The 21,816-nt window shown below is 45.8% G+C and carries 18 protein-coding genes; 2 read left to right on the top strand and 16 right to left on the bottom strand.

Annotated features, from left to right (window positions below):
- Position 1 precedes the first annotated feature (1 nt).
- From CA267_RS15615 to murJ, 9 genes are all read right to left on the bottom strand, one after another.
- Positions 2–565 carry a PilX N-terminal domain-containing pilus assembly protein gene (locus CA267_RS15615; RefSeq protein WP_083638568.1) on the bottom strand — a complete coding sequence of 188 codons (564 nt, stop codon included), beginning with the start codon at positions 563–565 and terminating at the stop codon, positions 2–4.
- Positions 562–1,407, bottom strand: a complete 846-nt coding sequence (locus CA267_RS15610; RefSeq protein ID WP_075610266.1) for a PilW family protein — start codon at positions 1,405–1,407, stop codon at positions 562–564. Before CA267_RS15610 ends, CA267_RS15615 begins: the two co-directional genes overlap by 4 nt.
- Positions 1,404–2,027, bottom strand: a complete 624-nt coding sequence (locus CA267_RS15605) for a type IV pilus modification PilV family protein (RefSeq protein ID WP_083638567.1) — start codon at positions 2,025–2,027, stop codon at positions 1,404–1,406. Before CA267_RS15605 ends, CA267_RS15610 begins: the two co-directional genes overlap by 4 nt.
- Positions 2,028–2,162: 135 nt before the next feature.
- The gene (gene ispH / locus CA267_RS15600) at positions 2,163–3,107 is read right to left on the bottom strand and encodes a 4-hydroxy-3-methylbut-2-enyl diphosphate reductase (protein ID WP_075610265.1); all 945 of its coding nucleotides are present in this window, start codon (positions 3,105–3,107) and stop codon (positions 2,163–2,165) included.
- A 10-nt stretch (positions 3,108–3,117) separates the two neighbouring features.
- On the bottom strand, positions 3,118–3,573 hold the full coding sequence (gene fkpB / locus CA267_RS15595) for an FKBP-type peptidyl-prolyl cis-trans isomerase (protein ID WP_075610264.1): 456 nt from the start codon (positions 3,571–3,573) through the stop codon (positions 3,118–3,120).
- 13 nt (positions 3,574–3,586) lie between these two features.
- Positions 3,587–4,120 (bottom strand): signal peptidase II, encoded by a 534-nt coding sequence (gene lspA, locus CA267_RS15590; RefSeq protein ID WP_075610263.1) that lies wholly within the window; start codon positions 4,118–4,120, stop codon positions 3,587–3,589.
- Complete coding sequence (gene ileS, locus CA267_RS15585; RefSeq protein WP_075610262.1) at positions 4,113–6,935, bottom strand: isoleucine--tRNA ligase; 2,823 nt, start codon at positions 6,933–6,935, stop codon at positions 4,113–4,115. The genes lspA and ileS overlap by 8 nt, the downstream gene beginning before the upstream one ends.
- 140 nt (positions 6,936–7,075) lie before the next feature.
- A complete protein-coding gene (gene ribF, locus CA267_RS15580; RefSeq protein ID WP_075610261.1) occupies positions 7,076–7,996 on the bottom strand; it encodes a bifunctional riboflavin kinase/FAD synthetase in 921 nt (306 codons plus the stop codon).
- A gap of 88 nt (positions 7,997–8,084) precedes the next feature.
- Positions 8,085–9,644 carry a murein biosynthesis integral membrane protein MurJ gene (gene murJ, locus CA267_RS15575; protein WP_075610260.1) on the bottom strand — a complete coding sequence of 520 codons (1,560 nt, stop codon included), beginning with the start codon at positions 9,642–9,644 and terminating at the stop codon, positions 8,085–8,087.
- 301 nt (positions 9,645–9,945) lie between these two features.
- On the opposite strand from murJ, the gene rpsT reads away from it, so the two are divergent.
- Together rpsT and CA267_RS15565 are read left to right on the top strand one after the other, a co-directional pair.
- Positions 9,946–10,209, top strand: coding sequence for a 30S ribosomal protein S20 (rpsT, locus tag CA267_RS15570; RefSeq protein ID WP_075610259.1), 264 nt, complete (start codon positions 9,946–9,948; stop codon positions 10,207–10,209).
- Between the two features lie 210 nt (positions 10,210–10,419).
- Positions 10,420–12,141 carry a GNAT family N-acyltransferase gene (locus tag CA267_RS15565; protein WP_075610338.1) on the top strand — a complete coding sequence of 574 codons (1,722 nt, stop codon included), beginning with the start codon at positions 10,420–10,422 and terminating at the stop codon, positions 12,139–12,141.
- Positions 12,142–12,311: 170 nt separating this feature from the next.
- Here the strand turns inward: CA267_RS15565 and CA267_RS15560 are convergent, their stop codons facing one another.
- The 7 genes from CA267_RS15560 to clpP all read right to left on the bottom strand — a co-directional run bounded on the left by CA267_RS15560 (position 12,312) and on the right by clpP (position 21,761).
- The gene (locus tag CA267_RS15560) at positions 12,312–12,623 is read right to left on the bottom strand and encodes a hypothetical protein (protein WP_083638566.1); all 312 of its coding nucleotides are present in this window, start codon (positions 12,621–12,623) and stop codon (positions 12,312–12,314) included.
- A 705-nt stretch (positions 12,624–13,328) separates the two neighbouring features.
- On the bottom strand, positions 13,329–14,213 hold the full coding sequence (locus tag CA267_RS15555) for an IS982 family transposase (protein ID WP_170669076.1): 885 nt from the start codon (positions 14,211–14,213) through the stop codon (positions 13,329–13,331).
- 120 nt (positions 14,214–14,333) lie between these two features.
- Positions 14,334–16,226 carry a SurA N-terminal domain-containing protein gene (locus CA267_RS15550; RefSeq protein WP_075610257.1) on the bottom strand — a complete coding sequence of 631 codons (1,893 nt, stop codon included), beginning with the start codon at positions 16,224–16,226 and terminating at the stop codon, positions 14,334–14,336.
- A gap of 339 nt (positions 16,227–16,565) precedes the next feature.
- Positions 16,566–16,838, bottom strand: coding sequence for a nucleoid-associated protein HU-beta (hupB, locus tag CA267_RS15545; RefSeq protein ID WP_018983015.1), 273 nt, complete (start codon positions 16,836–16,838; stop codon positions 16,566–16,568).
- Between the two features lie 319 nt (positions 16,839–17,157).
- Positions 17,158–19,512 carry an endopeptidase La gene (gene lon / locus CA267_RS15540; RefSeq protein ID WP_075610256.1) on the bottom strand — a complete coding sequence of 785 codons (2,355 nt, stop codon included), beginning with the start codon at positions 19,510–19,512 and terminating at the stop codon, positions 17,158–17,160.
- A 270-nt stretch (positions 19,513–19,782) separates the two neighbouring features.
- Complete coding sequence (clpX, locus tag CA267_RS15535) at positions 19,783–21,057, bottom strand: ATP-dependent protease ATP-binding subunit ClpX (RefSeq protein WP_075610255.1); 1,275 nt, start codon at positions 21,055–21,057, stop codon at positions 19,783–19,785.
- Positions 21,058–21,131: 74 nt separating this feature from the next.
- A complete protein-coding gene (clpP, locus tag CA267_RS15530) occupies positions 21,132–21,761 on the bottom strand; it encodes an ATP-dependent Clp endopeptidase proteolytic subunit ClpP (protein ID WP_075610254.1) in 630 nt (209 codons plus the stop codon).
- Positions 21,762–21,816 lie beyond the last annotated feature (55 nt).

Genomic DNA, 21,816 nt, shown 5'->3' with positions numbered 1-21,816 from the left:
GTTACTGCGACGCTGGTGCAAGCACCGCAGCTGACACAGTGTTCGCCACTATCGTTTTTTTACCGGCTATTTTTCCACAGCCGCGCACAATAAACACATGACAGTTGATGTTACTACCGCCAATGACATTACTCGAACCACGACATGCCTGCTCTCTCACAAAAGCGGTTCGGGACCAACTTTGGGTTGAAGGGGATGACTGATAATTTCCTGTTGCCGTATGTTCATTTCCGGTGGTCAATCCGGCCGCGGTAAGTTGGCGATTTGTCCAGCTGCTATCATCTGCGCAGCTCATGGTATCTGATTTGGGGTCGAATGCCGCCCCTTGACGTGCTTCAGATAGCGGATCCTCTTTGGTATCGTCTACCAATAGCACTTCATCTTCTGCTTCAAAAAAAACGCCTGCCAGCGCCGCCTCTGCCGCATCAAATGCCATACCGGATTGTTGCATAGACATTGCCATTTTTGATTGGCCAAGGCTGCCGGACACTGCGCTGACTCCAAGAATAGTCAGGGAAAGCAGTACCAGAAGCGCCAGCACCATTACCACACCTTGCTGTTTCACTGCGCGCTCCTTACAAAATTTTTCATATTTCGTAGACCAAGCGTTTGAGTAAACACCTGAAAATAATGTTGCTTATCCGTCGTCACAGGATTTTCATTGAGAAGCGCGTATTGTTGCGTCGTCGTCTGATTGACGTTTGCGCTATCACTTTGAAGCAACACGCCAAAGCGGATAGCTACAACCTGCTGGTTTTGGGTACGTAATCCAGCCAGTTCATCGGCAGTGACATAACGAACAGCCTGACCTTCAGAGGTGTTAGCCTGCGCCGTGACGCCATATTGAACCTGAAAGCTTACAACGTTATCCATCAAGGTTACCGCCTGGTTAACTGCCGCCCCTGTCTTTAAGCCTCGCAATACTCTTCCATCAAAACCAGTGCACTGCAATTTACCACTGACAACGCTGTAACGGTTCGCGACGTGAAATTCACTCCCTGTGGCATAGCCATAAGAATTACCGGCACAGTCTGCTTTAGCCAATAAGTTAACCACCAATGTATCGTTTGCGCCTGAAGCACCTTGCGCAGAGCCTAACGTTCTGTTAGCAGGAAAATCTCCGGGTACGGCTACTGGCCGGTTCTGCACAAAAGCCGCCTCAACCACCATGTCTACGCTGCTGTCCACATTAGCTTTAACCTGGTCGTAGCGTCCCACTTCCAGCAATTCGCGCGTCAGACGAAGCACGATAAACCGCCCCGATTCCTGCACCTGTGCCACTGCCTGATTTAACGAATTCGTCACCCGGCTACTGACCATGGTCTGGATAATTGCTCCTGAGATAATCAGCCCCAGCACCAGCGAAATCATTAATTCCACGAGTGAAAAACCCTGTTGCCGCGTCATAAAGTTATATCCTTAAAGACACAGGCATTGGCAGTATCGCTGTCTGGATTACAACGTTCATGAAGGGTGTATTGGCGATTAACGGTTGTACTTACGGGCCACCGCAACAAGATTTCGATGCGTGAACCAGCACTGCAATTATCTGCGTCGGCGCCATTATTATCATTACAAGCCACAGAGAGAATAGTGGCGGGATTGGTTTGAACTGCCGAGCATGACAACGCCCAGCCGTCGTATTTTGCCATCTGCGCTTCGTCACACTGACCCGATTCACAATCTGGAATATCGGCGGGACGAGATAAGCAGTAACATTGATAAGGCGAGGAGCCGCTGTTACAACTTAGGGAAGAGAAATTGTAATTTGCTGCCTCAAAATAGCGATTATTAACCACCAGACCATCTCCCGCCTGAGCAGGTCTTGAGGCAGCACGCAAACGCTCTGCCACCTGTTCGGCGACAAATTCGGATTGGGTTCGGCTAATGGCATCTTTGTTGGCAAACGATCCGACGAACTGCAATGAGGCAACACCTAATAGCCCGATTGCAAGAATAAATAGAGTAATCAAAATTTCGATTAACCCCACGCCCGCCTGACGGCCCAACAGCGCATGATTGCGCATATGGTTTATACTCACTACTTAAGAATAGCTTTTCAAATTTATCCTATACCAGAGTAGTTTGTTTTAACGTATTCCTTAACGTCAGTGAGTATCGAAAATGATTCGCGAATATACCTATCGCTGCTGGCGACTTATTTAAACAACCTGCTTAATTCTTAGCTCTTTAGGAACGGCGAATTCTACGTTTTCCTCTCGTCCAGGTCGCTCAAATGCTTTTGTTGCCCCCCATTCTATTAACCGGTCAACCACGCCCTGTACCAGCACTTCAGGTGCTGATGCGCCTGCGGTCACACCAATATGCTCGACGCCTTCCAGCCAGTCTTTTTGAATGCAGTTAGCATCAGCAATTAAATAAGCCTGAGCTCCTACTTTTTCTGCCAGCTCTCGCAATCGGTTTGAATTAGAGCTGTTCTGCGCTCCCACAACTAGCAAAACCTGACAGTCATTCGAGAGCTCTCGTACGGAATCCTGACGGTTCTGAGTTGCGTAGCAGATATCATCTTTACGCGGGCCATGAATTGCAGGAAAACGCTCTCGTAATGCATCAATCACTTCCGCGGTATCATCCACCGACAGGGTGGTTTGGCTACAATAATACAGATGCTCCGGATTTTTTACATTCAATAGCGCAACGTCACTGATGGATTCAACAAGGTAAATTCCACCGGCCTCATTATTATACTGCCCCATTGTCCCTTCTACTTCTGGGTGTCCGGCATGGCCGATAAGAATGCACTCGGTTCCCGTTTTACTGGCGCGGGTCACTTCCATATGCACTTTTGTCACCAGCGGACAGGTCGCATCAAAAACCTTCAATCCTCGAGAGGTCGCTTCATTGCGTACAGCCTGCGATACCCCATGGGCAGAAAAAATGACGATACTATCATCGGGCACTTCATTAAGTTCATCGACAAACACCGCGCCGCGCTTTTTCAAGCCATCAACGACGAAACGGTTATGAACAACTTCATGGCGCACGTAGATTGGCGGGCTAAATATCTCTAAAGCTCGTTCTACAATGGTAATGGCTCTGTCTACGCCGGCGCAGAAACCGCGAGGATTAGCAAGATGGATCTGCATGGAATACTCCTTAAGCCTCTCGCTTTGCGGGTTTAACATCAATAATTTCTACATCAAAAATGACAGTTTGACCAACCAGCGGATGATTAAAGTCCACCGTTACCGAATCGCCAGCCACACTGCGTATTATACCCGGAATTTCGGAACCATCGGGTTGCGAGAATGCCAGAATAGCCCCTTCTTGAATCTCTATATCAGCACCAAAGCGACTGCGATCCATATGATGAATATTATCTGGATTCGCTTTACCAAACGCTTCTTCAGCGTGAAGCGTGAAAGATTTTTTCTGCCCTTTTTCCAATCCTAACAAGCAGGCTTCAAAATTGGGCGTTAAACTTCCGTCTCCCATTACCAGTTTCGCCGGCTTATTGTTGACTCTTGTGCTGTCCGCTGCAGAACCATCTTCCAGCTTAAGATCAAAGTGCATAATGACTTCGCTGTCAGGACCAATAATTGTTTGTGACACGGCGGCCTCCCCGCTACGGCTTCGTTGAAGGTGAAGTAGGTGAATTGGCACTATCGGCTTTTTTCACGTCTTTATGTAAAAACATATCGATAATTAGCAATGCCGCACCAATAAAAATGGCACTATCGGCTATATTAAACGCAGGCCAGTGCCAATTACTAATATAAAAATCCAAAAAATCAATCACGTAACCATGAACGAGGCGATCATAAACGTTGCCCAACGCCCCGCCCAATATGCAACTAAATGCTATTGGCAGCAATCGCTGTGATTTCGTAGCCTGCTTGAGCCACCATAGGATCACAGCGCTTACCGCAGCGGCAATCGCAGTAAAAAACCAGCGCTGCCAGCCGTCAGCATCGTGCAAAAAGCTAAACGCTGCACCATAGTTGTGTACGTAGGTAATGTTGAAAAAAGGCAGCAGTTGTACCGACTGGTACAACTGCATGCTGTCGAGCACTGCGTGTTTGCTCCACTGATCAAGCACAAATATTACAGCGCTTAACCATAAAAAGCGCAGACCCGTCTGAGTGAGCACATTACGCATACTGACGCACTTCCCCTTCCCCATCAACATTGGTGATACAACGTTGACATAGCTCAGGATGTGATGCATCAGTGCCTACATCTTCCCGATGATGCCAGCAGCGAACACATTTTTCACCCGCACTTTTTGTCACCTCAATCCATAGCCCTTTAACTTCAGTCTCCTGAGCGTCATCGGTTTTATCTGCAAGCGGCGCTAAAACAGCGCCAGAGGTGATAAGTACGAATCTAAGTTCATTTTCTAACTGACTCAGTTGCTGAAACAAATTGTCATCAGCATAAAGACGAATTTCAGCCTCAAGAGAACCACCGAGACGTCCTTCTTTACGGGCTTGCTCCATGGCCTGGTTAGCTGCATCTTTTACTGCCAGTATCTGGTGCCAGAAGTCATCATTGAAGGCACCCGATGAGGCAAAATTGTCAAACCCAGAATACCAGCTTTGCGTGAACACAAATTCTTCACGATCACCAGGCAACTCCTGCCAGATCTCCTGCGCGGTAAAACTGGTGATAGGCGCCATCCACCGCACCAGTGCTTCAATGATATGGTAAAGCGCGCTTTGACAGGAACGACGCGCCACACTGTCGCTTTTAGCGGTGTATTGTCTGTCTTTTATAATATCCAGGTAAAAACTGCCCAGCTCCACAGAACAAAAATGTGTAAGCTTTTGCATAACCACCAGCATGTCGTAGTTGTTATAGGCGTTGATAATTTCCTGTTGCAGCGTCCGGGTGCGCGCTACAACCCATTGATCCAATGCCACCATCTCAGATTCATCAACGGCGTGTACGTTAGGATCAAAACCGTTCAGGTTAGCTAGCAAGAATCTCGCAGTGTTACGCACACGTCGATAAGCATCAGCTGCGCGTTTAAGAATTTCATCAGAAACTGCGATTTCGCCGCGATAGTCCGTGGATGCAACCCACAAACGCAGAATATCTGCGCCTAATTTGTTGGTAACTTCCTGCGGCGCCACGACATTGCCTACAGATTTGGACATTTTTCGTCCATGCGCATCAACCGTAAAGCCGTGGGTCAATACTTCTTTGTAGGGAGCGTGACCGTACATTGCCGTAGACGTCATAAGCGATGACATAAACCAACCGCGATGTTGATCAGAACCTTCAAGATATAAATCGGCACTGGCAGGAATGTCGTCACGGCGCTCTACCACAAAATAATGGGTTACACCTGAATCAAACCACACGTCGAGGGTATCAGTAACTTTATCGTACTGCGCCACCTCATCCCCCAACAACGTGGCGTCATCCAGATCCCACCACGCTTGAATGCCACTGAGCTCAACCTGCTCTGCCACTTTTTCAATGAGTACAGAAGTTTCAGGATGCAGCTCTCCGCTTTCTTTATGCACATATAAAGGAATGGGCACACCCCAGGTGCGTTGTCGGGAAATACACCAATCGGGGCGACCTTCCACCATTTTCTCAATGCGTTGTTGACCCCATTCAGGGATCCATTTCGTTTGTTCGATTTGCCTTAACGATTCTGCACGCAAGCCTTGTTTATCCATACTGATAAACCATTGCGGTGTCGCACGGAAGATTATTGGCGTTTTATGACGCCAGCAATGAGGATAGCTATGTTCATAGGACACGCTTAACATCAGGTTGCCGTGCTCTGCTACCGTGTCGACAATAGCGCTGTTTGCTTTAAATACAAATTGGCCGCCAAACAAAGGTGTATTGTCTAAATACACACCATTGTTTCCAACCGGGTTGTACACTTCGATGCCGTAGCGTTTGCCTACGTTAAAATCATCCACACCATGAGCTGGCGCGGTGTGAACACAACCGGTACCGGATTCAGTCGTAACGTGCTCACCTAAAATCAGCGGCACAGTCATGTCCAGAAACGGATGCTTCACTTTTAACGTATCCAGTGCTTCACCAACGCAACTGGCAACTTCTTTATAGTCGGTGATGCCATAGCGCTGCATGCAGCTTTCCATCAGATCGTGGGCAACGACAATCCAGTCTCCGCTTACGCTTAATTCAACCAATGAATAGGTTAGCTCCGGGTGCAAACTGATGGCGCGGTTAGCGGGCAACGTCCAAGGCGTTGTTGTCCAGATCACTACCGATGTCTTATGCGCTGTTAAATCCTGCTCTGTCACTCCAAATGCTGCGGCGATAGCCGTGCTATCAGCAACAGGAAATTTTACGTCAATGGCAGGTGAAACTTTATCTTTGTATTCTACTTCCGCTTCAGCCAAGGCAGAACCACAATCAGTACACCAATGAACAGGTTTAAAACCTTTTTCCAGATGCCCGGAATTTACCACTTTTCCTAGTGCCCGGATAATGTCAGCCTCAGAGCTGAAATCCATGGTTTTATACGGCTTGTCCCAAGCGCCAAAAACACCTAATCGGATAAAGTCGGCCATTTGGCCATCAATTTGCTTTTGTGCGTAATCGCGGCACTTTTGGCGAAATTCAGCGGCAGTGACCTTTTTGCCAGGTTTACCCACTTTCTTCTCTACCATTAACTCAATAGGCAAGCCGTGACAGTCCCATCCCGGCACGTAAGGCGCGTCGAAATCAGATAACGTTTTGGCTTTAACAATAATGTCTTTGAGGATTTTATTTACCGCATGCCCAATATGAATATCGCCATTGGCATACGGAGGGCCATCATGCAAAACAAACGGCGTTTTTCCCGCCTTTGCTTCGCGAATTTTTTTATAGACACCTTTTTCCTGCCAGTCCTGCAGCATTTTAGGCTCGCGCTGAGCCAGATTACCGCGCATGGGAAAGGGTGTTTCGGGTAGATTCAATGTGGCTTTATAATCACTCATAAACTTGTTTTTCCGTCCACCTATTTTGATGGCATATCAAATGGATATGCCCTTTACTGTGCGACATTATTCAGTGCGACACTGTTCAGTGCGACACTGTTCTGTGCGACACTGTTCTGTGCGACACTGTCCGCGACTACTTAAGTGAATGCCTGACGCGCTTGCTCGGCGTCACGCTCTATTTGTTCTTTTAACGCCTCAAAGGAGGCAAATTTTATTTCGTCTCTGATTTTAAATTCAGGGCAAACAATAATGGTTTGGCCGTACAAGCTGCCCGAATAATTAAAAACATGTACTTCCAGTTGCGTTCGTTTTCCCGCCACTGTGGGCCTGGACCCTACATTAGCCACCCCGTGATAGGTGTCTTTGCCGATACTGACAGTTACCGCAAACACTCCTTTGATGGGGGTGCGAAAGCGTTTAAGCAAGACGTTAGCCGTGGGGAAACCGATAGTCCGGCCTTTTTTTTCACCATGCACCACTTTGCCACTGATAGAGAAGCGCCGGCCCAGCATAACCGCCGCTTTGGCAAATTCTCCCGCCGCTAGCAATTGCCGAATAGCCGTTGAGCTGATCCGACAGTCATTGACCTGAAAACTTTGGGTACTGACGACATCAAACTGATACTGCTCACCGGCGTGCGTGAGCATGGAAAAATCACCTTCACGACCTCGACCAAAGCGAAAATCATCGCCCACCACCAAAAATTTCACACCCAGTTTGTCTACCAGTAAATCGTGCACAAACGCATCAGCACTCTGGCTGGCAAAATGACGATTAAAACGCACACAGATAAGTCTGTCTACGCCCAGGGCTTTTAACTGAACGTATTTTTCACGCAAAGTGCTCAGTCTGGCCGGTGCGGTTTCCGGGCTGAAAACTTCTTCTGGTTGCGGCTCAAAAACCATGACTGTGGCGGGCAACGACAGGGCTCTTGCTTTTTCAATGACACTGGCTAATACCGCCTGGTGCCCTTTATGTACACCATCAAACTTACCGATAGTCAGTACACATCCGCGGTGGTGCGGGCGTAGGTTGTGAAGCCCCCGAATTAATTCCACTGTTGAACGCTGCCTTTTTTCGTTCGCTACATCACAAAACACGCGATTATAAACGACCCGTTCCGTAATACCAATTGTTCATCCCGCTTTATCCGCCAATAGCCCTGAAATGCCGGGGGCGAATTCCCAGAATAAGTAACGTCGCAATGAAGGTAACTACGGCAAGGCCGATGGTCAGCACCACATGTTTAATCTGTTCCAGCAACGACAGTAAATAAAAACTATCGCCTTTGTCCAGCCATAGTATCACCGCCCCCATCACCGTACTGCCTGCGATAATCCGGATTAAGAACCAAAATGTTTCGCGACTGACTCTAAACACCCCGACCCGGTGTAATGTTAAATACAGTAATCCTGCATTCATGGTGGCAGACAGACTGGTGGCAATAGCCAACCCGATATAGCCATACGGAATGGCAAATATCAGATTGAAAACCATATTGGCTATCATACACCAGATACCATATTTCACTGGCGTTTTCAGATCCTGACGAGAGTAAAACCCCGGCGCCAGCACCTTTACCAGCATAAAGCTGAGCAAACCAAAAGCATATGCCGTCAAGGAGTAAGAAGACATTCGAGCGGTTTCTGGCGTAAACGCCCCGCGCTGGAAAATGACAGTAAGAATAGGTTCGGCCATCACTGCAAGCCCAACAGCCGCGGGTAAACCAAGAAAGCACACCATACGTACCGACCAATCGATATTACCGGCGAAGGCTTTAGGATCTTTCGCCACATGATTCCGCGATAACGTAGGCAATATCACCGTTGCTATGGCAATGCCAAATAGCCCAAGAGGAAATTCTAATAAACGATCGGAATAGTAAAGCCAGCTAATCGAACCCGTCATTAAAAAACTGGCAATAAAGGTATCAAGCAGCAGATTAATTTGCCCTACTGACACGCCAAAAAGCGCGGGTATCATGAGCTTTCTTACTTTAACGACTCCAGGGTCGTGCCAGCCCCACTTAGGTTTTACCAGCAGTCCAGCCTGATATAAAAATGGCAATTGAAAAGTTAGCTGAACGATTCCCCCTATGAATACGCCCCAGGCAAGGGCAAAAGCCGGTTGCGCCAAATGGGGAGCCAGATACACAGCAAGAATAATAATACAGATATTTAGCAGCACTGGGGTGAATGCCGCTACCGCAAACTTATTAAGAGTGTTGAGAATTGCGCCCGCTAATCCGGTAAGCGAAATAAATGCCAGATAGGGAAAGGTAATTTTGAGCATGGTAGAGGCTAGCAGAAATTTATCACCCGCCTCTTCGCCGTTCCACCAATCAATAAACCATCCCATGCCAAATAAAGCAGCCAGCACAGGTGAGGCGATTACTCCCACTAAAGCCACAACAAACACTATAGCGCCCAATGTTCCGGATACTTTCGCGACGAATTCCCGCAGCTGCGCCTTATCGTTTTCATGGTGCACTTCCGTTAGTACAGGAATGAAAGCTTGAGCAAACGCACCTTCAGCAAATAGCCGGCGCAAAAAATTGGGAATCTTGTTGGCAAAAAAGAAAACATCAGCAGCAGCCCCATCGCCCATCAGTCGAGCAACGACGACGTCCCGTGCCAGGCCCAACACTCTGGATAACAAGGTCATGACGCTGACAATTAGCCCTGACTTTAATAGCTTCCCTGACACAATACCTCTTGATTAGCGCGTAAATTAGCGGACCGACATCATAGCGGAATGGCGATAGCGGGGAAATAACTCAACGCAGAAGTTTTTAGCTAAAACCGATGCATAATTAGGACTGTATTTAATTTTAGATAAAAACTCGGGTGATATTCCCGAAAAGTACTGCTATAATGCGCGCCGCGTGAACAGAGTGTCTTTTCCTATTGAGTCTGTCTTAGTTGCTAAAACAGTTTGACAATTAAGCGATTGGTAGGCAAAATCCGCACCCTCGTTTTTGACATGAATTTTATTTCGGAGTTACACCTTGGCTAACATTAAATCTGCTAAGAAACGTGCAATTCAGGCCGAAAAGCGTCGTCAGCATAATGCCAGCCGTCGCTCCATGACTCGTACAAGTCTCAAAAAAGTAGTAGCAGCAATCGCTAATGGCGATAAAGAAGGTGCTCAAGCTGCACTTGCTACTGCTACGCCGATCCTTGACAGAATGGCTACCAAAGGTTTGATTCACAAGAATAAAGCTGCTCGCCATAAGAGCCGTCTAGCTGCACAAATTAAAGCACTAGGCTAAGTTTTATTTAGCAACATTTAAAAAAGCGCCCTTCGGCGCTTTTTTTATATCTGCTTTCCGGTACTACTGCTGTGTCAGCAACAGCCCATCACCATTCCACGTTCCTTAGCAACAGTCAGTTCCCCGCGTACATTGTCAAATAAGTGAAGCAAGATTGTGCAAAAAGCGTCATGTTCAGTTGATACAGTGCGCAAAAAGCCGGGAAAGATTATGTTCACAGTCGATGAAGTTCTCAATAAGCATTATCCACAGGTAAGCAATAACCCTGTTCTTTTCAAATCTTTGTCTTTTGTCCTGCGCCACTTGTTGCACGAGCGGGAAATGAACGAATTCAAAGACGCTTACCCGCATTACAAAGACATTGATTTCGTAGAACAGGTTCTTGAATATTTCACCGTTAGCTATTCTACACGAGACGTGGAAAAGGAGCGCATTCCCAGTGCGGGACGTGTCGTCATTATTGCCAATCATCCCATCGGTTCCCTTGATGGTCTTGCGCTTATTAAGCTTATTAGCGAAGTGCGCAGCGACATCAAAGTGGTGGCAAATCAAATGCTCATGGCAATTGAACCTTTGCAAAATATACTGTTGCCCGTCAACAATATGCAAGGCGGTACACCCAAACAGCATCTTGAGGCAATTCAACGCCACCTCCATCTTGAAGGCGCTTTACTAATATTTCCCGCCGGTGAAGTTTCTCGTCTACGTCCGCAAGGCGTGCGCGACACCACATGGAATAGCGGCTTTTTACGCATTGCCCGGCTCGCAAAAGCGCCTATTCTGCCGGTTTACATTGATGCTAAGAATTCATCATTGTTCTACGGGTTGTCCATGATCTATAAGCCTTTGGCAACCGCCATGTTGGTCAAAGAAATGTTTCGTAAACATCAAAGCCATTTGCCAATTAGAATTGGCGAACTTATACCAGCACAAGTTTACCAGCCACTTGCTTTGCCCATTGCCGCTCAGGTTAAATTGTTTAAACGACATCTTTATAGAATTGGCCACAGTAAAAAAGGTTTATTGACCACACAAGCAGCCATTGCGCCTCCTGAAGATAGAAGAGAATTGAGCAAAGCCATCAGGCAGCAATGTGAACACCTGGGCCACACCGCCGATGGCAAACATATCTTTCTTTATCAGCACACCCATTGCTCACCTATCATGCGGGAAATAGGCCGTCAACGAGAGATCGCATTCCGCGCAGTGGGGGAAGGAACCAACAAACGTCGTGACATCGATGCCTATGATGCGTATTACTATCATCTGATATTGTGGGATGAAAATGATCTTGAAATTGTTGGCGCGTATCGTTTTGGTGATGCCGAACAACTTGCCGCGCCAACCCACCCTACCGGGCTTTACTCAGCAACCCTGTTTAATTATTCGCAGCAAAATGACAGGTTGTTTTCTCAAGGACTGGAGCTGGGCCGCAGCTTTGTACAACCTGCCTACTGGGGCAAACGTAGCCTTGATTATCTCTGGTTTGGTATTGGGGCATTTTTGGCTCGCTATCCAAAGTATCGATACTTATTTGGTGCGGTTAGTATAAGCAATGCTTATCCCAAACCCGCACAAGACTTATTGGTACAATTTTATCGCACCTATTATCCCGCGAAATTTGCTGAGGCACGCTCCCGACTCCCCTATCAGGGAAACGGAGATACTCTTCAAAGGTTTGTCGGTAACAACTATAAAAAGGAGTTCACCCTGTTAAAGCATTTACTTGCCAACATGGGTGTAAATGTTCCGACCTTATATAAGCAATACACCGAGATATGTCATGAAGGCGGCGCGGCTTTTATCGATTTTAACGTAGATCCGGATTTCAATAATTGTATCGATGGCTTAATAGTGGTTGATATGCACCAGCTTACCGCGAAAAAGAAAAAGCGCTATTTGCAAGATTGCAACATGACTAAGACAGCATAACATCAGACAAATCAGCGGAAAAGTAAAAGAAAGGAGTAGAAGTCACTTTTGAAATTGTCTCTCTTCAGCGACAGAAAGCTCGATTCGTTCGGGTTTCCTTTAGCGTGTCATGACGATATTTGGCATGACACGATTTGCGACTCACCAGGGAAATGACTCAACAGAAGCGATTACAGGGTATCCAACACACTCACAATTTCTCGCGTGTTCTCCACCAGCCGTATCACTTTATTTTCAATGCGGATGGATACAATTCCCGCTGAAGGCTCTCTGTACACGAGCTGTCCCATACGATACACGTCATAATCCAGAAATTGCCCCTTTAAAAGGTTCTTCTGCCAGCCTACAGGCAGGTCTCCTTCTTTGGCAGGTTTTCTGTCGTATCCGGACGATAGCGCATTGCTTCTATCAGCAGCCAAAAGCTCAGCTGAGCAAGTGGTAAGTATTATCCCAACGCAGACTATTGCTGTGGCTAGATTCATAAATGCTCCCTATTTAATTTGCGCACGAGCTTGTCAGTGCAAGGGGCGCACCATGTTCGCGAAATGATAATTTCTTTAACAAAGTGAAAACTTCATCGGCATAATCTTTACAGAGAAGTTGCTTTCATATCCTATGGAAGCATAAGATAATCAGCACATGCTGGAAAAAGGACGTGTGGATAAAACTTTTGATTAAAATATTTGTGCTATTACCGCTACTGCTCAGCGCGCTATGGATTGGCTATTTGAAAATGAATGGTTATGCCATCAGTGAAGGGAAACAAGGATTTGTGTATATTCTTATCCTATCGAGTGTCATTGCCGCATTCTACACACTAATGCTTTTCCTGACCCATTAACGCTTATAATCAGCAGGGGAAGTGGTCTACTGCCCTATGCGGTCACCACACAAGGCGCCGCTATGATTCGAATGGCCATTCCCTCAAATCACGCATGTCACCCCTATGCCTCCACACTAGTGCAGAATTATGCATTATGGAATTTTGACTGCGTATAATACTAATCCGCCTTGATGTTTGCTCACTTAGCGCGAGAATTCTTCAACTTTTGACGAACCAATCTCCTTAAGGTTTTGCGGGGCTATCGAACGCAATTGGCGCAGCTCAAAATAGGTATACAGCGCAGCAACAGCAAAAAAAAGGGCGCTGAGATTCAGCGCCCTTTCCTATTTAACCCCAGATCGGCTTAAGCAACAACCATCGCATTGCGCTCAATGTCACTGATATTAAGGGATGGCTTGTTTTCTTTAAGACAATAAGCCACCAGACCAGCCATTAAATTGAGTGTAAAACCATTTATACTGCGATGCCTTGAGTGCTCAATGTATGAAATGTTCTTTAATTGGTCGTTGATAGTTTCAATAATGAAGCGCTTCGATAGCATCGCTCTGTCCCATAAAGACATCGCTTTTGCTTTCATATTTTTGCGAACCGTGGTGATAAGTTTGACGCCTTTCTCAAATAAATTAGCTTCTAATGCTTTGCTCAAATACCCTTTATCGCCATACAATTTGTCGGGTAAATGTCGAGCTAATTCTTCGACAGGTTTTGTGTCATGGACATTCCCCGTCGTCACTTTTGCCGCCACGATTTCACCCAGATGGCTCACTATCAAGTGTAGTTTAAAGCCGTAAAACCAGCCCATTGTTCCTTTTCCTCTTTGCGCTATCCCGTCAAAGGTTTTATGGCGAGGTATGCGAATGTTATGGCAAACCTTTAGGCTGGTAGAGTCAATGAATTCAATGCCTGTAGGCTTTCCCTTTAAAGTACTGAAGTAGGCACACATGGGCACAATTGTTCGCGGCATTACTTCTAAAAAGCGCGTATAACTAAGCAAATCAGGAAATGCGTTGCGATAAAATACTCTTACATATCCCGAGTAATAATTCTTAAAATCGCGATGATGTGACATGTGAAAACCGATGATGATTGTCATCATTTCACTCATTGACATACGGCACTCACGTCGTCGTCTTCTGGTGCCGTCTTCAAGTAGCTGCTTTTGCCATTGGGGAATAAACACTTTGCAAAAGTCATCGACATCGCAAAATAATTCAACTAGATTCTTCATGCCTGTTCCTTGTTGATTTGGTCATTTCTTTGTCGAAAGATCCGATCTTGGAACAGGCTTTTAGTTCAATTTCTTAAACAGGATTGGGGTTATTTATCCTAAAACTAGCTATTTCGCATGCTAAAGATTGCTGGCAATACTCACATCCGCTTCCTCTCTCAATGCGCTGACAAAGCTCTCATAGGTACTCTGCCCGAAATTAGAAGCCAGACGCTGCTTAAGATCCGCTTTTACAGAGTCATCCAGCTTCTCAGCAGTATTTACAGCAGTAAGTTCGATAACACCAACATCACCAGAGGTTAGTGAAACAACATCAGTTTTTTCGCCTTCTGTCGGAGCCAGGCGAAACAGTGTTTCCGCCAGATTAGCGGGTAGTTCGCCGCCTGCTCGATTTACACCTTCAACGGACTTCCAATCAAGATCATACTGCGCCAGCATGTCCTCGATACTTTCTCCAGCTTCCGTCTTCGCTACCAAAGATTCAGCCCAGGCCATTGCTGCTTGCTGCGCCTTTTCCGCACGCAAGCTAGACTCAATACGAGATTTCACCTCTTCCAGACTACGTGTACGTTGCGGTTCATGCTCTTTTACCCGCATTACCACTACATTGTTTTCATCCAGCTCAATAAGTTCGCTGTTCACACCATCTTCAATCAACTCTGGTGAGAATGCAGCAGATAGTGCCGCTGGATTATCCATAGGCGCCGGCGCAGAAGCCTGATTAAATAAGCCGGTTTCCTTGATCTCTTTATTGGCTACCCCGGCTACGTCTTCCAACGTATCGGGAACCTCAAATGCGACTTCTGCCATTCTTGACTGTAAGTCAAAGAATTTCTCTGTAGCCTTGTCAGCTAATAATGTCTCACGAATTTCCGTAGAAACCTCTTCAAAGGGAGTAACTTGTTCCGGCTTCACATCCGTAAGCTTAATGATGTGGTAACCGAATTCCGTTTCTACAACACCAGAGACATCACCTTTATTTGCCAAACCAAAAGCAGCTTCATCAAAGGCCGAATCCATCATATCAGGCGAAATGAAGTCAAGATCGCCGCCATTTTCGGCAGATAAAGTATCTTGAGAATTTTCTTTTGCCACTTGCGCAAAATCGGCGCCATCTTTAATTTTCGCCAGCAACGCTTCTGCTTCGGCTTTAGCAGCCGCTTCGTCATCGCCAAATTCTATAAGAATATGCGAAACCCGACGTTGCTCTTCTTTACGATAGCGGTCTTGATTATTCTGATAGTATTCATCGATCTCTCCATCGGAAACAGTAACATCATCTTTTAAGTCATCTACAGACAAGTTTACGTAAGCGATATTTACCTTTTCCTGCGTATCAAAAGCTGTAATATTCGCCTCATAATAGTTTTGAATTTCACTGTCGCTGACGTCAATTGATTCGGCAAAAGGAGCGGCATTTACAGTAAGATACCGAGCATCGCGGGTCTGCGCCTGCAAATCATAAACGCGCTGAACTTCAGACGGTAAAGCAAACGCTGAAGCGCCTAAGCCACTGGCAAGTTGCTTACGGGTAAGCTCGACCCGAAGATAATCGCGAAAATCGCTTGCTTGAAAGCCATTCTGACGCAATATGCTGATATAACGATTGTTATCAAACGTACCTGCTGTTTGAAATTCTGGCATCTGGCGAATAGTATCCCGAATCTGCGCATCACTGATTCGCAATCCCACTTCTCGTGCTTTCTGCTCAACCAGCGTATCGCCAATTAAACGCTCCAAAACACCCTGACGGAACTCGCGCAGATACCCTTCGTCTGCAAACATCGCAGAAACACTTTCTCCATATTGCGCTTCCATACGCTGGCGCTGGTTCTGGTACGCACGCTCAAGGGTATCAAGACTAATTTCCTGGCCATTTACGGTTGCCGCCACAGTAGAGCCTGAGGATGTCAGATAACTACCGACACCGGCAAACACGAAACTCAGGACAACCAGACCGATAATGATCATTGCCCAAGGGCCTTGAGAACCTTCTCTGATTCTTTCTAGCATAATTAGATTTTAACTCCGTTGCTTACTACACTCGTCAGGTTTCTTCTCTGGACCCAAACAAGTCGTTGTACCAGACAAAATAAGGCGAGATTATAACGTATTTAGTGGATTAAACGCGAAATTTTTGTATAGCGAATGACTGTCTTTCGACGTTATTGAACGTCGTTTTATGTGCAGTTTAATCGGTGTTTCTATCTGCACGGTAAGAGTTATCACTACGTTGTCAGCTACCTTCCATGAAGCCTATCGGCAATTACGCGTAATCTACAACTGCCTTGCCGGTATAGAAATAAAAAAGGCGATGGTCAAGCCATCGCCTTTTTCTCAATCTATTTAAGCTTAGTTACAAGCGTCTTTCAGAGCTTTACCCGCTTTGAAAGAAGGAACTTTAGCTGCTGCGATCTGAATAGTCTCACCAGTTTGAGGGTTACGGCCGCTACGAGCTGAACGCTCGCGAACTGCGAAAGTACCGAAACCTACCAGTGCAACTTGGTCACCGTCTTTTAGCGCTGCAGTTACTGCATCAGTAAACGCATCTAAAGCGCGGCCAGCGGCTGCTTTAGAAATATCTGCACCAGCAGCGATTTGGTCGATGAGTTGAGACTTGTTCACAATTATGATCCCCTTCGTTTGTTATTATACTGTTTATCCGAAACACTTATTGGTTTTGCTCCGAACGTTATAACAAGCTTGACAGGTAACATCAAGCAATGTGTTACAAATAGTTAACTTATTAATGAATCGCTGCTATCCCTTTAAATACAAGGCTTCAAGCGAGCACTCAGTAAAGGTAACACAAGTTTTGTCGCTTGAAAGCCCTATTCTTAAAAAAAAACAGCAAAACGAGGGCCTAACGCTCAATTTTTAATCAAATGTGACAGAAAATAGCTACATCCCTTACTATACGTAGGATGTAGCCTTCTTGAATCGGTTATTTCTCAGTCACTACTTTAAAAGATTCAACGGGTTCCTGAAGCGCAATATCCAACACTTCATCAATCCATTTAACTGGATGGATCTTTAACTCACGCTTAACGTTGTCCGGAATTTCTTCCAGATCCCGTTCGTTTTCTTTGGGTATAACAACCGTTTTTATACCACCGCGATGAGCAGCAAGTAACTTTTCTTTGAGGCCGCCGATAGCCAAAACCTCTCCGCGCAATGTGATTTCTCCCGTCATGGCAACCTCACATTTAACAGGATTTCCCGTTAATGAAGACACCAATGCCGTACACATGGCGATACCGGCGCTGGGCCCATCTTTCGGCGTCGCGCCTTCAGGCACATGAACATGAATATCGCGCTTTTCATAAAAATCCTGATTAATACGCAGCTTCTCTGCACGACTCCGTACAACCGTCATTGCCGCCTTAATCGATTCCTGCATTACATCACCGAGAGAACCGGTCGTGGTCATTTTGCCTTTTCCAGGTACCGCGGTAGTTTCTATGGTAAGCAGATCGCCGCCTACTTGTGTCCAGGCCAGTCCCGTTACCTGACCAATCTGATTTTCTTTATCCGCTTTACCATAGTCATGACGTTGAACACCAAGATATTCCTTTAGATTTTCTTGCGTCACCACGACTTTTTCTTTGCTCTTACTAAGCAAAATATCTTTCACTGCCTTGCGACAAACCTTGGAAATCTCGCGTTCCAGATTACGCACTCCCGCTTCACGAGTGTAGTAACGAATGATACCGATTATTGCAGATTCAGTGATCTCCAGTTCGTTTTTCTTAAGCCCGTTGCGTTCTATCTGCTTCGAAATAAGATGCCGAACAGCAATATTCAGTTTTTCGTCTTCGGTATAGCCGGAAAGGCGGATAACTTCCATTCTGTCCAGTAGCGGACCAGGAATATTCATACTATTAGAAGTCGCAACAAACATGACATCAGACAAGTCGTAGTCAACTTCCAGATAATGATCGCTAAAGCTATTGTTTTGCTCTGGATCCAGCACTTCAAGTAGAGCAGAAGCTGGGTCGCCGCGCATATCAGCAGACATTTTATCTATTTCATCAAGCAAAAACAGCGGGTTTTTAACCTCTACTTTCGCCATTTTCTGAATCAGTTTTCCTGGCAACGAACCAATATAGGTTCTGCGATGCCCGCGAATTTCCGCTTCGTCCCGCACGCCACCCAAGGCCATTCTGACATATTTGCGGCCGGTTGCTTTCGCTACCGATTGTCCAAGTGACGTTTTACCTACCCCAGGCGGACCCACTAAACACAGAATCGGTCCTTTCAACTTTTTGACGCGTTGCTGTACCGCCAAATATTCAATAATCCGCTCTTTGACTTTCTCAAGCCCGTAATGGTCAGCATTCAGTACTTCTTCAGCACGCGCTAAATCTTTTTTAACGGCGCTACGCTTATGCCAGGGAACCGATGTTAACCATTCAATATAACTACGTACCACGGTAGCTTCAGCAGACATGGGAGACATCATCTTAAGCTTTTGCAGTTCTGCCTTCGCTTTATCTTCGGCCTCTTTCGGCATTTTTGCTTCAGTAATTTTTTTACTTAGCGCTTCAAATTCATCCGGCGCATCATCAAGTTCGCCAAGTTCCTTCTGAATAGCTTTCATTTGCTCATTCAGATAATACTCGCGTTGACTTTTCTCCATTTGCTTTTTCACGCGGGTGCGAATTTTCTTTTCCACCTGCAGCAAATCGATTTCGCCTTCCATCAGCGCCATAAGATATTCAAGACGTTCATTAACGCCTTTCATTTCCAGCACTTTTTGCTTTTCCACCAACTTTAATGGCATATGCGCCGCCATGGTATCTGCCAGACGTGCGGCATCTTCAATACCATTTAACGAGGTGAGTACCTCAGGAGGAATCTTTTTATTTAATTTAACGTAACCCTCAAACTGCGACACTGCAGAGCGAATAAGCACTTCTTGTTCGCTATCGGAAAGATTCTCATCATGAACGCGGGCAATGTCTGCTGTAAAATAAGGATCAGATTGGGAATAGGTTTCGACTTCACCGCGCACGTTACCTTCTACCAGCACTTTTACTGTGCCGTCCGGCAGCTTCAGCAACTGCAAAATTGTTGCAATTGTGCCTACGGTATAAATGTCATCCGATTCTGGCTCATCAACACTGGCATCTTTTTGTGCGACCAGAAATATCTGTTTGTCATTTTCCATTGCTGCTTCAAGACAACGGATGGATTTTTCCCGTCCGACAAACAGCGGTATGACCATGTGTGGATATACCACCACATCCCGTAAGGCAAGTACGGGAATTTCTATGCGATTTTCACGCTCAACTGTCATACGTGTTCTCTATATAGTTAGTAATGTCGGTTTATATGGGGATGCCTATGCAAAGTTCAATCGATTTCAGCCCGGCATCCTCTTAATAGTACTAAACGACTATGATGCAATCAGCTCAGAGCACACATTAATGCGGATTAGCATAAGGTTTACCTTTATCAATGCTATTCGGTTGCGGTGGATTTACAACCATTTTCATATCTGTTTGGAGATCTCACCCTTAAAGGTGAAGATAAAAAGAAAAAAAGGCCCGAAGGCCCTTTTTGATGCTTACTCAGCAGCTGCTTTTTTGTCGTTATTGCCATAAATCAGAATTGGTTTTGATTCCCCTCTGATCACGGTTTCATCAATAACCACTTTGTTAACCTCCTCCATAGAAGGCAGGTGATACATCGTGTCTAATAGCACAGCTTCTACAATGGAGCGTAACCCTCTGGCACCGGTCTTGCGTTGCATTGCTTTTTTAGCAATAGCATGAAGGGCGTCATCGCGGAATTCAAGTTCCGTATCTTCCATCGCAAATAATGCCGAATACTGTTTTGTAATTGCATTTTTCGGCTCGCGCAGGATTTCGATTAACGCTTCTTCATTCAACTCTTCCAGACTGGTGACAACGGGTAAACGTCCGATGAACTCTGGAATTAAACCGTATTTTACCAGGTCTTCTGGCTCAACCTGTTTAAGCAGTTGACTGATGTCTTTATTACTGTCTTTGGATTTGACTGTTGCACCGAACCCAATACCACTGTTGGTATTTGCCCGCTGCTCAATGACCTTATCCAAACCGGCGAACGCACCACCACAGATAAATAAAATTTTAGAAGTATTCACTTGCAGGAATTCCTGCTGTGGATGCTTACGCCCTCCCTGCGGAGGCACGGAAGCAACAGTCCCTTCTATTAATTTAAGTAAAGCCTGTTGCACGCCTTCACCGGAGACATCCCGGGTAATCGAAGGATTATCGGATTTACGCGAAATTTTATCAATTTCATCGATATAAACGATTCCTCTCTGGGCTTTTTCAACATCGTAATCACATTTCTGAAGTAGCTTCTGAATTATGTTTTCGACGTCTTCGCCCACATAACCTGCTTCGGTAAGGGTTGTCGCATCTGCCATCGTAAACGGCACATCCAGCAACCGCGCTAAAGTTTCCGCTAGTAACGTTTTACCACTGCCTGTAGGTCCGATTAGCAGAATGTTACTTTTTCCAAGTTCCACTCCCTCGTGAACATCACCATTTCGTAGTCGCTTGTAGTGGTTATAAACCGCTACAGACAATACTTTTTTAGCGTGCTCCTGACCGATCACATAGTCATTCAGATGTGCATGAATTTCGTGAGGTTTGGGTAAAGCATCATGCTTCTGTTTAGGCGCGATTTCCTTAATCTCTTCCCGAATAATGTCGTTACAAAGTTCGACACACTCGTCACAGATAAAAACGGACGGCCCAGCTATTAACTTTCTTACTTCGTGTTGGCTTTTGCCACAAAACGAGCAGTACAATAGCTTGTTGTCACCGTCTCCGTTCTGTTTATCACTCATTACGTTATGCCTCTGCCTTTCCTGAATATGAATTGGATGTGCGCAAGCACGTATTCAGGCTATTAATAACTATACTACTTAGAAGTAACCGCGTCAGATCGATTTGTTAGTACCTGGTCAATTAAACCATATTCTTTCGATTGAGTGGCACTCAAAAAGTTATCTCTATCGGTATCGCGGGCTACAGTTTCATAATCTTGTCCAGTATGCTGCGCCATTAAACGGTTCAACTTTTCTTTAATAGACAGGATTTCTTTAGCATGAATTTCAAAATCTGACGCTTGTCCTTGAAAGCCACCTAAAGGCTGGTGAATCATCACCCGCGCGTTAGGTAAACAGTAGCGCTTACCTTTAGCACCACCGGATAATAAAAACGCCCCCATACTGGCCGCTTGACCAACGCAAACCGTACTCACATCAGGTTTGATAAAATTCATGGTGTCGTAAATTGCCATACCGGCTGTTACCGAACCGCCAGGCGAATTAATATAAAGATAGATGTCTTTTTCTGGATTTTCAGCTTCTAAAAACAACATCTGCGCCACAATGAGATTTGCCATGTGGTCTTCCACCTGTCCAACAAGAAAAATAACGTTTTCTTTTAGTAGGCGTGAGTAAATGTCGTAGGACCGCTCCCCTTTGGATGTTTGTTCAACAACCATAGGAACCAGTGCATTTTGTGGATCGAATGGGGTATTTATCATAGCTACCTTGAAATCTTAGCGTTTAAAACGAAAATGCTCGGAAGGTTCCGAGCAT

Source organism: Alteromonas pelagimontana (genome assembly GCF_002499975.2).
GTDB classification, from domain to species: domain Bacteria; phylum Pseudomonadota; class Gammaproteobacteria; order Enterobacterales; family Alteromonadaceae; genus Alteromonas; species Alteromonas pelagimontana.
Note: the sequence above shows the minus strand (reverse complement) of the source record. Positions and strands in the feature narration are given on the sequence as shown.